The 14471-nt window shown below is 62.2% G+C and carries 13 protein-coding genes and 1 tRNA gene; 10 read left to right on the top strand and 4 right to left on the bottom strand.

Annotation, left to right across the window (positions count from 1 at the left end):
• The coding region (locus tag BTW07_RS18275) for a tyrosine-type recombinase/integrase (RefSeq protein ID WP_158025897.1) at window positions 1-497 on the top strand (497 nt) is incomplete at its 5' end.
• A 13-nt stretch (window positions 498-510) separates the two neighbouring features.
• On the opposite strand, the gene BTW07_RS18270 is transcribed toward BTW07_RS18275, so the two are convergent.
• A tRNA-Ile gene (locus tag BTW07_RS18270) sits at window positions 511-587 on the bottom strand.
• Window positions 588-671: 84 nt separating this feature from the next.
• Here BTW07_RS18270 and BTW07_RS18265 point away from each other — a divergent pair.
• From BTW07_RS18265 to BTW07_RS18250, 4 genes are all read left to right on the top strand, one after another.
• A complete protein-coding gene (locus BTW07_RS18265; RefSeq protein WP_244158453.1) occupies window positions 672-1280 on the top strand; it encodes a hypothetical protein in 609 nt (202 codons plus the stop codon).
• A 3-nt stretch (window positions 1281-1283) separates the two neighbouring features.
• Entirely contained in the window at window positions 1284-2027 is a 744-nt protein-coding gene (locus tag BTW07_RS18260; protein WP_075571591.1) for a 4'-phosphopantetheinyl transferase family protein, read from the top strand.
• A gap of 68 nt (window positions 2028-2095) precedes the next feature.
• Window positions 2096-2992: a lipid A hydroxylase LpxO gene (gene lpxO / locus BTW07_RS18255; protein WP_075571598.1), complete on the top strand. Its 897-nt coding sequence runs from the start codon at window positions 2096-2098 to the stop codon at window positions 2990-2992.
• 247 nt (window positions 2993-3239) lie between these two features.
• On the top strand, window positions 3240-5387 hold the full coding sequence (locus tag BTW07_RS18250; protein ID WP_075571590.1) for a TonB-dependent siderophore receptor: 2148 nt from the start codon (window positions 3240-3242) through the stop codon (window positions 5385-5387).
• 27 nt (window positions 5388-5414) lie between these two features.
• Here the strand turns inward: BTW07_RS18250 and BTW07_RS18245 are convergent, their stop codons facing one another.
• Window positions 5415-5612, bottom strand: coding sequence for a hypothetical protein (locus BTW07_RS18245; RefSeq protein WP_075571589.1), 198 nt, complete (start codon window positions 5610-5612; stop codon window positions 5415-5417).
• Here BTW07_RS18245 and BTW07_RS18240 point away from each other — a divergent pair.
• From BTW07_RS18240 to BTW07_RS18225, 4 genes are all read left to right on the top strand, one after another.
• Window positions 5611-7182: a pyridoxal phosphate-dependent decarboxylase family protein gene (locus BTW07_RS18240; protein ID WP_232823895.1), complete on the top strand. Its 1572-nt coding sequence runs from the start codon at window positions 5611-5613 to the stop codon at window positions 7180-7182. The genes BTW07_RS18245 and BTW07_RS18240 overlap by 2 nt on opposite strands.
• The gene (locus tag BTW07_RS18235; RefSeq protein WP_075571588.1) at window positions 7176-8498 is read left to right on the top strand and encodes a lysine N(6)-hydroxylase/L-ornithine N(5)-oxygenase family protein; all 1323 of its coding nucleotides are present in this window, start codon (window positions 7176-7178) and stop codon (window positions 8496-8498) included. Before BTW07_RS18240 ends, BTW07_RS18235 begins: the two co-directional genes overlap by 7 nt.
• A 40-nt stretch (window positions 8499-8538) precedes the next feature.
• Window positions 8539-11043 carry a GNAT family N-acetyltransferase gene (locus BTW07_RS18230; RefSeq protein WP_083942062.1) on the top strand — a complete coding sequence of 835 codons (2505 nt, stop codon included), beginning with the start codon at window positions 8539-8541 and terminating at the stop codon, window positions 11041-11043.
• Window positions 11044-11187: 144 nt separating this feature from the next.
• Window positions 11188-11697, top strand: coding sequence for an RNA polymerase sigma factor (locus BTW07_RS18225; protein ID WP_075571587.1), 510 nt, complete (start codon window positions 11188-11190; stop codon window positions 11695-11697).
• A gap of 6 nt (window positions 11698-11703) precedes the next feature.
• Here BTW07_RS18225 and BTW07_RS18220 read toward each other — a convergent pair whose 3' ends face one another.
• The gene (locus tag BTW07_RS18220; RefSeq protein ID WP_075571586.1) at window positions 11704-12159 is read right to left on the bottom strand and encodes a GNAT family N-acetyltransferase; all 456 of its coding nucleotides are present in this window, start codon (window positions 12157-12159) and stop codon (window positions 11704-11706) included.
• The gene (locus tag BTW07_RS18215) at window positions 12156-13388 is read right to left on the bottom strand and encodes a hypothetical protein (protein WP_075571585.1); all 1233 of its coding nucleotides are present in this window, start codon (window positions 13386-13388) and stop codon (window positions 12156-12158) included. The genes BTW07_RS18220 and BTW07_RS18215 overlap by 4 nt, the downstream gene beginning before the upstream one ends.
• Window positions 13389-13537: 149 nt before the next feature.
• Between BTW07_RS18215 and BTW07_RS18210 the strand changes: the two genes are divergently transcribed.
• Window positions 13538-14305, top strand: a complete 768-nt coding sequence (locus BTW07_RS18210) for an ABC transporter ATP-binding protein (RefSeq protein ID WP_075571584.1) — start codon at window positions 13538-13540, stop codon at window positions 14303-14305.
• Window positions 14306-14471 lie beyond the last annotated feature (166 nt).

Below are 14471 nucleotides of genomic sequence, written 5' to 3'. Positions count from 1 at the left end.
TCTGGCTGATCGCCACGCTCTGCCTGACCACCGGATGCCGCTGGAGTGAAGCCCAAACCTTGAGAAGCGAAAACGTCCAGCATCGCCGAGTTACCTACGTCGGTACCAAGAACGGTCGCAACCGAACCGTGCCGATCAGTGACGACCTCTATGAAAAGTTAAAGAATCACGGAAAACGAAGCGGTCGTCTGTTCCCCCAGGACGCCTATCAGGCTTTCTCTGAGGCAATGAACCGAACAGGAATCGAGCTGCCTAAGGGCCAACGTACTCACGTCCTGCGCCATACATTCGCTAGCCACTTCATCATGAATGGCGGTGACTTGCTGACGCTGCAGAAGATCCTCGGACACCAGACGATTCAGATGACCATGCGCTACGCCCATCTCTCCCCCGACCACCTGGCCGACAGCTTGAAATTCGGGCCGAAAATGCCCGGTCGACACTTGGTTGACACCGACGAGAAATGGAACCCTGAAACGGGTCGGAAATTGAAGTAAGTTACTGATTTTATGGTGGGCCCAGTAGGACTTGAACCTACGACCAAGGGATTATGAGTCCCCTGCTCTAACCAACTGAGCTATAGGCCCTGAAACGCGGGAGCCGTATGATAACCAAAGCGGTCGGCACAGGCTAGCCGCTGTTGAACGGTATGCATGTCCAGGGAGGACAGGATGTCATCGAAAACGATTATTCGCCGCGTCATGGGCATCGGCTTGGCCGCCGGATTGACGGCGTTCGGCGGGCTGGCGCAGGCAGCGTGGCAGCTCGACCCCAATCAGTCCCGGGTGACGGCCACGGTGACCGAAATCACCAGCGGTGGCGAGTCGATCACCCATGAGCACGCACTGCGTCGCATGGAAGGTCAGATCAGTTCGGACGGTACGTTGAAGCTGCCCATTCGGCTCAACCAGACGGACGTGCTAGATCGTCTGGGCGATCTGCCGCCGTGGATGTCGTCATTGACCAACACCACGCTGGTCACTGTCGTCACGCAACTGCCGCCGGAGCGGATCAATTCGTTGAAAGTCGGCCAGTCGACGGTGGAAATACTGACGCTACGTACCGATTCCAACGGCGAGCAGCGCCAGGAAAAGCTACCGGTGCGCTTCACCCGCGAGTCGGACGACGCGGTGCGCGTGCGCAATGCCGAGCCGGTCTCGCTGGATGGCAAGGAATTGATGAAGAATCAGAACGTGCGTTCGATTCTGTCGCTGATGGGTTATCAGCAGATCGGCGACGAAGTGCCGGTGGAGCTGAATGCCGTGCTGGTCGATCGTTGATCGATGTCTGAAGTCAGACCACCGACCGAAACATTGCCATTCGGCTGCCACTCGCAGAGAAGCGAGTGGCCCTGGCAACTCGTGTTACCCGAGGCACGCTTTAGCGCACTGCGCTTTGAGACAGAAGCCTTGTGTGAAGCGGATCTCGACGGCTGGGATCTCCCGCTGCCGGAGCGCCTGAGAACGGCGGCGGCCAAGCGTCGGGCCGAGTTTTTGGCTGGTCGGTTAAGCGCCCGGCACGCACTCGCCGAACTGACGGGCTCGTCATCGACGCCAGCGCAGGATGCCGAACGGCTCCCTGAGTGGCCGGCGGGCACCCTCGGCTCGATCACCCATAGCCGGGGATTGGCAGCAGCGGTCGTCGCCAGTCGGCCGAACTTTCAGAGCGTCGGGCTGGATGCCGAGGTCGTGATGAGCGCTGAGCGGGCACGACGGCTTGCGCCTCAGATTCTGGTGGCGTCGGAACAGGTCTGGTTCGATCGGCTGCCCGCCGAGCGTCAGGGCGATTTCCTCACCTTGGTGTTCTCGCTCAAGGAGAGCCTGTTCAAGGCGCTCTATCCGCTGGTGCGTGAGCGTTTCTATTTTCCCCATGCGCGCTTGATCCTTTGGGATGCCGAAACCTGCGCGGTGTCGATCGAGCTGCTCAAGACCTTATCGCCGCAGTGGCCGGCGGGCACCGTTCTCCGCGGGCAAGTCACGAAAATCGATGACTATCTGTTGACGCTGATCGCGATCTCGGGAAAATAGTAAGCTGCCAAACTAATTTCGCAGCACGATGCTTATCCGTGCTCGGCCTGCCCGCGGAAGTCTACTCTATGATCAAATGGATTTTGATACTGCTTTTCGTCGCCAGCGTGCTCTATACGCACTATCGCGGCCGCGTGCGTCACAAACCGCTGCGCCAGCTCTCCGACCACTCCACGTTCATGTCGCCGATCAATGCATTGATGACGCTTTTCGGCCGTGACAAGGACCAGCCCTACCACGATCTGGCGAATTATCCGGAACTCGAGAGACTGACCGGCAACTGGGAGACGATCCGCGACGAAGCGATGGCGCTACAGGATCACATCAAGGCGTCCTCACGCTACGACGATGCCGGTTTCAATTCGTTCTTCCGCCGCGGCTGGAAGCGCTTCTATCTGAAGTGGTACGGCGAGAGCCACGCCTCGGCCGAGCAGCTATGCCCGCAGACCACGCAGCTGTTGGCGGGCATTCCCAATGTCAAGGCGGCGATGTTCGCCGAATTGCCGGCGGGCAGCCACCTGACGCTGCATCGCGATCCCTACGCCGGCTCGCTTCGTTACCACCTGGGGTTGATCACGCCCAACGACGACCGCTGCTACATCGACGTCGACGGCGAAAAATACAGTTGGCGCGACGGCGAGGCCGTGATGTTCGACGAGACCTACCTGCACCGCGCGGAAAACGGTTCGGAGCAGAATCGTATCATCCTGTTCTGCGACATCGAACGGCCGATGAAATACGGCTGGGCGCGAAGCCTCAACCATTTCTTTGGCCGGACGGTCATGGCGGCGGCCAGCTCGCCCAATGACGACAGCGACCGTACCGGTGGACTGAATCGGGCGTTCAAGTATATCTACGCCGTACGCCGTCAGGGCAAGGCCCTCAAGAAGCGCAACAAGTCGCTCTACTACGCCATCAAGTGGGCACTGTTCGCCATCGTGATCATTGCGATCATCGCCTGGTAGACGAATCCGGCGGACCGTTCAGGGTCCGCCGCCTTCCGTTTCTTTCTTTTTCTTTTTCTTTTTCCTTTCCTTTTTCCTTCCCCCTCCGCTCAAGAAACGCACCGCCGTCCTCGACCATCGTGTAGCGTCCCGATCCGGTTATTGAAAATAATTGTCATTGCGGTTCAGAAACCGGACTCCCCTACGTCTTCTTATTGGCAACATCCATGGATAAGAACGATTTTCATTCAAGGGGAGTCTGTCGTTCATGCATCATGTTCTACGTTATCCGGCAAGTGCACTGGCCTGCGCCTGCCTGTCGTTTCCGGTCTGGGCCCAGCAGACGAACGACAACATCGTCGCCACCACGGCGTCGGCTGAAACCGCCAATCTCGATACCGTCACGGTGACCGGGCAGTCTGCCGCCACCAAGACCGAAACTCCCATCGTCGAAACGCCGCAGACCGTTTCCAATGTCGACCGCGAGGAGATGGACGAACGCGGCGTGCGCACGGTGCGCGAAGCGGCGCAGTACACGCCGGGTGTCTACACCAACCAGGTCGGCGCCTCCAACCGTTACGACTATCTGGTCATGCGTGGCTTCTCCGACGGCAGCCTGAGCAACACCTATCTCGACGGGCTCAAGGTGATGGGGGACGCCAACGGCTACAGCTCGATGGTGATCGATCCATGGTTCCTGGATAACGTCGAGATCGTCAAGGGGCCGGCGTCGGTGCTCTACGGGCGCTCGTCTCCCGGTGGGCTGGTGGCATTGACCAGCAAGAAGCCGCTGTTCGAGGACCGCAACGAGCTCCGTTTCAGCACCGGCACCAACAGCCAGCGCAGCGCAGCGTTCGACTTCTCCGGACCGCTGGACGACGAGCGGCGCGTCGCCTATCGGCTGGTCGGCATCGGCAGCAAGGCGGACACCCAGTTCGGCCCGATCGAGGAGGAGCGCTACGCCATCGCGCCGTCGATCACCTGGGACGCCACCGACGACACTTCCGTTACCTTCATGGCGTACCTGCAGAAAGATCCCGAGGGTGGCTATCACTCCGGCGTGCCCTATGAGGGAGCCGTCAGCAGCCATAACGGCCGCCACATCGGCAATGATTTCTTCGACGGCGAAGACGACTACGACAAGTTCGAACGCACCCAGCGCATGTTCGGCTACGACCTCGAGCATCGCTTCAGCGATGACGTCACCGCCCGCCAGAAGCTGCGTTATCTGAACTCGGATGTCGAGCTGAACCAGGTCTACGGCTACGGCTGGGTCTCGCCGGATTCCAACGAACTGAACCGCTACTACTCTGGCGGCCGCGAATCCCTCGACGCCTGGACGCTGGATAACCAGGTGGAAGCGAAGCTTCAGAGCGGCTTCATCGATCACACCGTGCTGGTTGGCGTGGACTACCAGAAGCGCAAGAATGATGTGGTCTGGACCGCCGGTAGCTTCCCCAGCCTCGATGCCTTCAACCCCAGCTATGGCGCCGATCCGATCGGGGAGATTGGAGTCACCAACGACGAGCGCCATGAACTCACCCAGACCGGCATCTATCTGCAGGACCAGATGGCGATCGATCGCTGGCGTCTGACCCTCGGCGGCCGCTACGACTGGGTCGATATCAAGAACACCGACCATCGGAACGATAGCGAAAGCACTCTCGATGACACCCAGTTCAGCGGTCGTGTCGGCGCGCTCTACCTGTTCGACAATGGCCTCGCGCCCTACCTGAGCTATAACACCGCCTTCACGCCGACCAGCTTCGTCGACGGTAACGGCGATCTGCTGGAACCGATGGAAGGCGAACAGTGGGAGACCGGGTTCAAGTATCAGCCGCCGGGAAGCCGGGATCTCTATACGTTGTCGCTGTTCCGGATCAACCAGGAAAACGTCGCGACCAAGGAGCAGCCTACCGACGATTACCGCTCCGTCGGCGAGATCCAGTCCCAGGGGGTCGAGTTGCAGGCGCGCACCTACCTGACCGACAACTTCCGCCTGCAGGCCGGTTACAGCTACACCGACATCACCTACGAAAAAAGCGACGTGCCCGGCGAGCAGGGTAACCACGCAATCTATGCACCGCGCCACCAGGCCAGTCTCTGGGGTCATTATGTCTTCAAGAACGGAGCCTTCGACAACGGCGCTCTCGACGGGCTGGATGTCGGCGTCGGCGTGCGGTACTACGGCGATATCTACGCCGACCGCGCCAACACCGAGAAGGTACCCGACTACACCCTGGTGGATGCCGCCGTGGGCTATGACCTGAGCCAGGTCGGGCTGCAGGGCGTCAGTGCCCGGGTCAACGTGGGTAACCTGCTCGACAAGGAGTATGTCGCCTCATGCAACTCGCTCGAATACTGCTACTTCGGCGCGGAGCGTAACGTCACCGCCACCGTTGCCTACGAGTTCTAGCGTGTAGCCGTTCTAGCACGACTCGTTCTAGAACGTCCCACGCTGATCGATCGCCGGCTGCAGGAAGCGGCCGGCTCTCATCGACACCGCATCACCCATCGTTTCGCTCTCTATCGACATGCGCGCTCCCAGCGTCGCATTGGCTGCGCCTTTGTCTGCAAAAAGGTCCGTCACAAACCAACGGACTGCCAAAGGCATCAGGAAGGCAATCAGGAGAAACGTCATGCCACATGACATGGAATTCGCCACGCCCATTCCTTTGCACCGGCTTCGTCCGCCCTGCTCCCCGGAGACATCGATGTTGTTCGGCGAGGCGAGTCTCGACGCCTATCGAGAAGGCATGCAGCGTTGCATGGAGCGAGTGCGCCGCACGCTGACCCGAGCGCAGGGCCCCTGCAGCGGTGTCGAACCCCACGAGTTGCAGCCCGCCTTCGAGGCGATCGATCTCGACCGGCCGCTGAACGATCTCGATGCCAGCCTGGAGGAGGTACAGCGGCTCTATCTCGACCACGCCGTCCATTTCCATCATCCGCGCTATGTCGCACACCTCAACTGCCCGATCACGCTGCCGTCGATCCTCGCCGAGGCAATCGCCACGCCACTCAACACGGCGGTGGAAACCTGGGACCAGAGCGCCGGCGCCACCCTGATCGAGCAGAAGCTGATCGACTGGACCGCGGCACGCATCGGGCTCGGCGACGAGGCCGACGGCGTGTTCACCAGTGGCGGCACTCAGTCCAACCTGATGGCTTTGAGCATCGCTCGAGACAGCGCCTGCGAAGCGATGCCCGGACACGCCGGCAACCGCCATCACGGTCTTCCCGAAAACTACCGCAAGCTGCGCATCCTCACCTCCGAGGTCAGCCACTTCAGTGTCCAGAAAGCCGCCGCGCTGTTGGGGCTGGGCTACGACGCCGTGATCAGCGTGCCAAGTGACGCCGACAAGCGCATGGATATCGACGCGCTTCAGGCGACGCTGGAAGATTGCGACGAGGCGGGGCTGATCCCGCTGGCGATCGTCGCCACCGCGGGCACCACCGATTTCGGCAGCATCGATCCGATTCCCGCCATTGCCGAACGCTGCCGGCAGCGCGGGATCTGGCTGCATATCGATGCGGCCTACGGCGGCGGGCTGCTGCTCTCCTCGCGCCATCGTCACTGGCTCGCCGGCATCGAGCAGGCGGATTCGGTCAGCATCGACTACCACAAGACCTTCTTCCAGCCGGTGAGCTGCAGCGCCTGCCTGGTCCGCGATCGCCGCCAGCTGCGCCATGTCACCTATCACGCCGACTATCTCAACCCCCGCGATCAGGCAGAGGAAGGCACGCCGGACCTGGTCAACAAGAGCCTGCAGACGACCCGGCGCTTCGATGCGTTGAAGCTGTGGATGACGCTACGCACCCTTGGCGCCGAACGCCTGGGCGACTGTCTCGACGAAGTGATCGAACTGGCGCGCCAGACCTATCGCGCGCTTCGAGCGCGTGACGATTTCGAGGTGCTGATGCCGCCAGCGTTGAGCACGCTGGTCTTTCGTTACCGTCCGGGCGGCATGGACGACGAAAGCGATCTCGAAGCGCTCAATCAGCGCATTCGCCAGACGCTGTCGCGACGCGGCGAGGCGGTCATCGCCGGTACCCGGGTCGACGGCCGCTTCCATCTCAAGTTCACGCTGCTCAACCCCATGACTCGCCTCGAGGATCTGATGCCCCTGATTTCGGAGATCGCCCGGGTCGGCGAATCACTCGCCCCGTCGACTTCTCATCCGTCCAACGTCTGGAGCCAGTCATCATGCTGAGCCGCATCTACGACTTCCTCGCCGTCGGCCTGGGGCCGTTCAATCTGGGTCTCGCCTGCCTGACCGATCCCGTCGACGATCTCGACGGCCTGTTTCTGGAGCGTCGCTCGAGCTTCGACTGGCACCCCGGCCTGCTGCTCGAGGACGCCACCCTGCAGACGCCCTTCATGGCCGACCTGGTCACGCTGGCCGACCCTACCAGCCGATTCAGTTTTCTCAACTACCTGAAATCCCAGGGTCGGCTCTACAACTTCTACATCCGCGAGAACTTCTTCCTGCTACGTAACGAGTACAACCGGTACTGCCAGTGGGTCACCACGCAGCTCGAGTCACTGCGCTTCAATCACGATGTCCAGAGCATCACCTACGACGACGCCGAGCAGTGCTATCGCATCCGCTGCCGGGATACCCGAAAGAACGAAAACCGCATCTACCGCGCCCGCCGGCTGGTGCTGGGTACTGGCAGCGAGCCGATGATTCCGGCGTGCTGCCAATCGGTAGCCGAGCGCGTGGTGCACTCTTCACGTTATCTCGACCACAAGGCGGCGCTGCAGACGAAGTCGGCGATCACGATCGTCGGCAGCGGCCAGAGCGCCGCCGAGATCTATCTCGACCTGCTCGAGGAGATCGATACCCACGGCTATACCCTGAGCTGGGTCACCCGCTCGCCGCGCTTCTTCCCGCTGGAGTACGGCAAGCTGACCCTCGAGATGACCTCGCCGGACTACATCGACTACTTCCATGCCCTGCCCGAGTCGACCCGTGACGAGCTGATGCGCCAGCAGAAGGGGCTCTACAAGGGCATCAATCTCGAGCTCATCAACACGATCTACGACCGCCTCTACACCAAGAGTCTGCAGGGCAAGGTGGATACCCACCTGCTGACCTGCGCCCAGCTGGAGAGCTGCCACTTCGATACCGCCCACCGACGCTTCGACCTGACCTTCAACCAGACCGAGCAGGATCGGCGCTTCGAACACCAGACGGAGGGCGTGATCCTGGCCACCGGCTACGCGGCGCAGACACCGGCCTTCCTCGCTCCGATCGAGGACCGGATCCGCCGCGACGGCGCCGGACGCTATGCGGTCGGCCGTTACTACGGCATCAGCACCGACGACGACATTTTCGTCCAGAACGCCGAGTTGCACACCCACGGCCTGGTGGCGCCGGATCTCGGCATGGCGTGCTATCGCAATGTCTGCATCATCCGCGAACTGGCCGGACGCGAGGTCTACCCGGTCGAACGCGGCTTCACCTTCCAGGACTTCGGCGCCCCCGACGAGCGCGTGTTCCAGCCCCGGCGCGCCACGGCATGACCGATACCTCGTTCCCCGATTTCCGCCAGGAGACAACGCCATGACTCTATCGAAAAATCGACTGCCCGCCGCCGAGACAACCAAGTCGCCGCTCAGCAGCCTTTATTCTCGGGAGCTGCGCTTTCGCCGTGAGTGGCCAGCCATCGGCACGCTCGCCATTCGCCCATTCGATCTCGATCGCGACATCGACACCGTCTTCGACTGGGTCAGCCGCGATAGCGCCCGTTTCTGGGGCATGAGCAACGACACGTGCGATCAGGTCACGGCGTTCTACCGCGACATGGCGCAGAGCGACAGCGCCCAGGCGTTCCTCGGCCTCCACGACGGCCAGCCGGCGTTTCTGGTCGAATGCTACGACCCCCGCCACGATCCGGTCGGCGAGCAGTATCCGGTCCAGTCGGGCGACCGTGGCATGCATTTTCTGGTCGCCCCGCTGGATGGGACCTCACGATCGCCGATTCACGGCTTCAGTCAGGCCGTGATCGATACCATCGTGGCTTTCCTGTTCAGCGACCCGGCGACACGGCGCATCGTCGTCGAACCGGATGTGAACAATGAAAAAATTCACCCGCTCAACCGCCGCGCGGGTTTCGCCTACCAGGGTCAGATCCAGCTGGGGGAGAAAACGGCGCATCTGGCGTTCTGCACCCGCGAGCGCTTCGAAGCGCTAGACACCTCGCGGCGCCCCGTCACCGCACTGCGCGAGGCGGTCGCCCATCTCCGTCCCGACCGCTGGCGGCGCGCCAATCGCGATCTGCTGGGCAAGGCGATCAGCGAGTTCGCCCATGAACGTTTGCTGAACCCGTTAGCGTCATCCGCACCCGAGAGCGATGGCTGGGCCGATTACCGGCTCACCACCGATAGCGACAGCATCGTCTATCATTTCCGCGCGCGCCGGATGGCGCTGGATCACTGGTGGATCGACAAGGACACGCTTGCCAAGACCCGTGACGGCGATCCACAAGCGCTGGACGTGGCAAGATTCCTGTTGGAATGTCGGGCGCGGCTGAACATCGATCCCGACAATCTGCCCACCTACCTGGAAGAGATCGCCAGCACCCTGGCCGGCGTGGCCTACAAGCTTGGCCGAGACGTGCCCGCGGCCGGTGCCCTTGCCACGGCCGATTTCCAGACCGTGGAGACGGCGATGAGCGAAGGCCACCCCTGCTTCGTCGCCAATAGCGGCCGGATCGGTTTCGACGTGGAGGATTATCACCGCTACGCGCCGGAAGCCGGCGCCGCGATTCGCCCCGTCTGGCTGGCCGCCGCACGCCACTGCACGGCATACAGCGCCATCGACGGGCTCGACTTCGAATCGCTCATCGAAGACGAGCTGGATGCCTCGGTTCGAGAGCGTTTCATGGCCCGGCTTCACCAGCTCGGCCTCGATCCCGATGACTACTTCCTGATGCCGGTTCATCCGTGGCAATGGCGCCACAAGCTCGCCATCACCTTCGCCGGCGAAGTGGCCGAGAACCGCCTGGTACTGCTCGGCGAAGCGGACGACGACTACCGCGCCCAGCAGTCGATCCGAACCTGGTTCAACGTCTCGCAACCCCGGCGCCGCTACGTCAAGTTCGCGCTGTCGATCCTCAACATGGGCTTCATGCGGGGGCTGTCGCCGCACTACATGAAGGGAACGCCGGCGATCAATGCGTGGGTAGAGGACCTGGTCGCAAGCGACGCCGAACTGCAGGCCCAGGGGTTCAGCGTGCTGCGTGAAGTCGCCACGCTGGGCTACCACCACGCCGGTTTCGAGGCTGCCACCGACAAACAGCATCCGTATCAGAAAATGCTGGCCTGCCTGTGGCGCGAAAGCCCTTACACCCGCATCGGCCCCAACCGACGGCTGATGACCATGGCCGCGCTGCTGCATCGGGATGCCAATGGCGATGCGCTGCTGCCCGCCCTGATCGACGCCTCCGGCATCGGCGCCCGCGCCTGGATCGCACGCTATCTGGCGGCCTACATGACGCCGCTGCTGCACTGCTTCTTCGCCCACGATCTGGTATTCATGCCCCACGGCGAAAACCTGATTCTGCAATTCGAGAACCATGTGCCGGCCGGCGCGATCCTCAAGGATATCGGCGAGGAAACCGGCATCTTCGATAACGGCCAGTCATTGCCGGAAGCGGCCCGGCGCATTGCGGTCGAAGTGCCGGAGCATCTGAAGGTCCTGTCGATCTTTACCGATCTGTTCGACTGCTTTTTCCGCTTCCTGGCCGAGATTCTGGTGGCTTCGAACCAGCTCGATGAGAACGATTTCTGGCAGCTGGTGGCGACGTGTGTCATCGATTACCAGCAACGACACCCCGAATTCAACGACAGGTTCGAACGCTTCGATCTGTTCGCCCCGGAATTCACGCTGTCGTGCCTCAACCGGCTACAGCTGCGCGACAATCGCCAGATGATCGATCTGGCCGACCCGTCGAAGAACCTGCAGTTCGCTGGCACGCTGGTCAATCCCATCGCCGCCTATCGCCCGACCTCTGAACGGCGACACGCGGCCGAGGAGAAGCGCCACGCATCGACCGTATCGACATGAGGTAACCGACGCCCATTCCGATCCATCGCCGGGCGCGTCGAAGTGCCCGGCCTACGACTAGTTGCCAATACGACTTATTGCTAATGATTCTCATTTTTGCCATGATCGCGGCACTTTTGTCGTTCTGCCCCCAGGGCCGCCATCATGCGCGAAGCAATGTTCGAATCTCTCTATCGTCAGCACCATCATGAACTCGAGGGCTTTCTCAGCCGCCAGCTCGATTCCCGGGATCAGGCCGCCGATCTTTGCCATGAGGTCTATCTCCGCCTGCTCAATACCGCGCCGGATCGCGCGCTCGATAATCCTCGCGCCTACCTTTTCCGCATCGCTCGCAACCTGTTGATCGATCACCGGCGACGCCAGACGCCGGATCTGATCGCCATCGAGGTGCTGGAGCCGGTGCTGATCTGCCCGCATGCCTGCCCGGAGAGCGACGCCTGCCAGCAGCAGTGCGTTCATCAGCTCACGCAAACGCTGGGCAACCTGCCGGATCGGCTGCGCCGGGCGTTGATCTGGCACCGGCTGGAAGGCATGACCCAGCGCGAGATCGGTGAACGTCTTGGCGTTTCCGAACGCATGGCCGGGCGCTATATTGCCCAGGCCGTGACCCGATGTCAGGCTGAGCTCGACAGGCTGGATATCGCTGTGACCTGATCTCCGCTAGCGGTTTGGCTGGGGGTACCATGCCATGCCGATGGCGTGGGGCGAGGTCGGCTTGAAACCGAACTGGGCGTACAGCCGATGTGCTTCGCCATCCGCCAGCAGGCTGACGAAGGCGTTTTCCGGTGCCTCGCGCAGAATATAGGCCCGAATCTCGCTCATGATCCGCTTGCCCAGACCGCGCCCCTGATGCGCCGGCTGCACGGCGATATCCACCACCTGATAGAAGCAGCCGCCGTCGCCGACGATCCGTCCCATGCCGACGGTTTCGGACTTTCCTTCAAGCTGGTGAACGATCTGCACGGCAAACAGGCTATTGGGTAAACCCAGCGCAGCGCCGGCAGCGCTGCGTGCATTCATGCCGGCCTCGCGGCGCAGCCGCATATAGGTTTCGGCGTCGGGCGGCTCGAAGATCAGCCGGTAAGCGTTGTCATCAGAAGAAGCGTCGTCTTTCATAACGTGGGATCCGTTCGGAATTCATTTCGCGATCGAGCGGTCAGCGTGCCATCACGCCGCGGCCGCTGCCTTTTCGTCAACCAGCGGGGCGTTCTCGAGCTCGCCTTCAACACCGGTACCAACAGCCAAAGCAGTGGCGCCAGCAACCAGCGATAGACGAACCGTGCCACGATCAACAGCGGCAACAGCACCACGACCCAGATCAGGAACTGCCCCAGCCACACCGGCCAGCCCAGCCACCGCGCGGCGTTGGCCCCCAGCGCGCTGACCAGGCTGGGATGACGTGCCACCACGTAGGCCGTGCCGGTGATCGCCGCGACCTTGGCCGCTCTCGACAGGTTGACGAAACGCCCGCCGCCGGCCAGCACGCCGCGCCCGGCGGCCCGCGCGCCCTGCCCCTCGACAGCGGCGCCGGCTCGCACCGCGCGGCCGGCCCGCAGCACCTTGACCGCACTGGTCATCACCAGCAGGTCGATGCCGGCCCAGCCGATATCGGCGACCCCGATGGCCTCGCCCTGGCGCCACTGACTTTCCAGATCGCGCAAGCCACTGGTGAAGAAGTCGCCGATATCGCTCACCACCCGTTCGCCCTGTAGCCAGCTCACGTCATTATCCGGCGTGACCACGAATTGCTGCAGAAAGGCGTGACCTTTGGCTTCCAGTATCGCGATGGCGATCTGGCCGCGGCGTGCCGGCGTCAACGCCGCCGACATCGATTTCCCGTCGTTCGCCGTGGTCGTCGCATCCGTCGCGCTCTTTGCTGAATCCGCCGAGGCCCGTGGGCCGCCCTCCTCGTCGTCACTCCACCAGTGATCCAGTTGCTCGCTCGCCGCCCGGTAGCGCGTACCCAGCCAGTGCCGGGCCCGCAGCGTGACGATATCGTGATCGCGGTAATAGATCACCGGCAGTACGGCATCGGCACCGAAACGCACCAGCACACGCTGAAATGCGGGATCGAGCCCGTAATCGCGCAGCGCCTCACGGGCCAGATCGCCGTGATTGCGAATCGCCAGCCAGGCAGCGGCCCAGAGCGCCGGCTCGTCGGCATAGCCCAGAAAGACGGCGTTGATCTCCGGCGACTCCTCGGCCAACGCATCCGCCAGCGACGGCAGCGCGCGCTGGGTTTCCAGTCGAAGCATGCGTGGCTCGAAGGGTTCGTGCGAGGCGACGGCGGTCAGCACGCCTCCCGCGACGAGTGCCAGAAGCACAATCGACAACCAGATCTTCATGGGATCTTGCTCCTCGGGCACTCGTGGATTCGATTCGCCGATAGCTGCCAGCGATAAACAACGACAAGTGTCTTTGATAAGCGTTCGTATTTGAATTAGGATTGCCTTCCATCCTGTGACCCATCATTCGCTGCGAGGTTGCCCCTGCCATGTTCGAAGTCCAATCGGCGAGCTTCGAGATTGCGGGCAAGACGCTGCTCTCTCCCATCGATTTCACCTTCGGTGAAGGCCAGATCTACGGGCTGATCGGACACAATGGTTCCGGCAAGTCGACCCTGCTCAAGCTGCTCGCGCAGCAACAGCCGGTCAGCCACGGTAACATCCAGCTCGATGGTCGCCCGCTGACGCAGTGGAAGCCACGAGAGTTCGCTCGTCACGTCGCCTATCTTCCGCAGCATCTTCCCAGCGCCGAAAACCTCACCTGCCGCGAGCTGATCGGCTTTGGCCGCTATCCCTGGCACGGCCTGCTGGGGCGCCTCACCCGTCACGATCACCAGCAGATCGAACGCGCCATCGCCCTGACTCATACCGAAGCCTTCGCCGACCGCCTGGTCGATACGCTTTCCGGCGGCGAGCGCCAACGCGTGTGGCTCGCCATGCTGCTGGCCCAGGGCAGTCGCTATCTACTGCTCGACGAGCCGCTGGCCGCGCTCGATATCGCCCATCAGGTCGAAGTACTCGCGCTGGTCCGCAAGCTCTGTCGCGAACTGGGGTTGGGCGTGGTCATCGTACTGCATGACGTCAACATGGCGGCACGCTACTGCGATCACCTGGTCGCGCTGCACAGCGGCAAGCTGCTCGCCGAAGGCGCGCCGGCCAGCATGATGAACGACGTCAATCTGGAAGCCATCTACGGCATCCCCATGCGGGTGATGACACACCCCGCCGACGCCTGCCCCATCGCGGTGCTGCAGTAACCGCAACGCCGACACCTATCCCTGATCGACATATGGCTTGCCGGTAAGCGATAGCACTGGACGCTCGCTATCACAGACAGGATGCTAACCTTTAGGGAACCACTGCATAAATGCCTGCACGAGCGAATCGCTACGTTGCGCGGTACTCGAAGACTCGCCTAACCCC

The organism is Salinicola socius, from assembly GCF_001937195.1.
In the GTDB taxonomy this organism is placed as follows: Bacteria; Pseudomonadota; Gammaproteobacteria; order Pseudomonadales; family Halomonadaceae; genus Salinicola; species Salinicola socius.
This window is presented reverse-complemented; position numbering and strand designations above follow the sequence as displayed.

Bases quoted from the DNA above. Each gene is read 5' to 3' on its own strand.
- BTW07_RS18265 (WP_244158453.1), top strand. From the start codon at position 672: ATGTCATCGAAAACGATTATTCGCCGCGTCATGGGCATCGGCTTGGCC.
- BTW07_RS18260 (WP_075571591.1), top strand. From the start codon at position 1,284: ATGTCTGAAGTCAGACCACCGACCGAAACATTGCCATTCGGCTGCCAC.
- lpxO (WP_075571598.1), top strand. From the start codon at position 2,096: ATGATCAAATGGATTTTGATACTGCTTTTCGTCGCCAGCGTGCTCTAT.
- BTW07_RS18250 (WP_075571590.1), top strand. From the start codon at position 3,240: ATGCATCATGTTCTACGTTATCCGGCAAGTGCACTGGCCTGCGCCTGC.
- BTW07_RS18240 (WP_232823895.1), top strand. From the start codon at position 5,611: ATGCCACATGACATGGAATTCGCCACGCCCATTCCTTTGCACCGGCTT.
- BTW07_RS18245 (WP_075571589.1), bottom strand. From the start codon at position 5,612: ATGACGTTTCTCCTGATTGCCTTCCTGATGCCTTTGGCAGTCCGTTGG.
- BTW07_RS18235 (WP_075571588.1), top strand. From the start codon at position 7,176: ATGCTGAGCCGCATCTACGACTTCCTCGCCGTCGGCCTGGGGCCGTTC.
- BTW07_RS18230 (WP_083942062.1), top strand. From the start codon at position 8,539: ATGACTCTATCGAAAAATCGACTGCCCGCCGCCGAGACAACCAAGTCG.
- BTW07_RS18225 (WP_075571587.1), top strand. From the start codon at position 11,188: ATGCGCGAAGCAATGTTCGAATCTCTCTATCGTCAGCACCATCATGAA.
- BTW07_RS18220 (WP_075571586.1), bottom strand. From the start codon at position 12,159: ATGAAAGACGACGCTTCTTCTGATGACAACGCTTACCGGCTGATCTTC.
- BTW07_RS18215 (WP_075571585.1), bottom strand. From the start codon at position 13,388: ATGAAGATCTGGTTGTCGATTGTGCTTCTGGCACTCGTCGCGGGAGGC.
- BTW07_RS18210 (WP_075571584.1), top strand. From the start codon at position 13,538: ATGTTCGAAGTCCAATCGGCGAGCTTCGAGATTGCGGGCAAGACGCTG.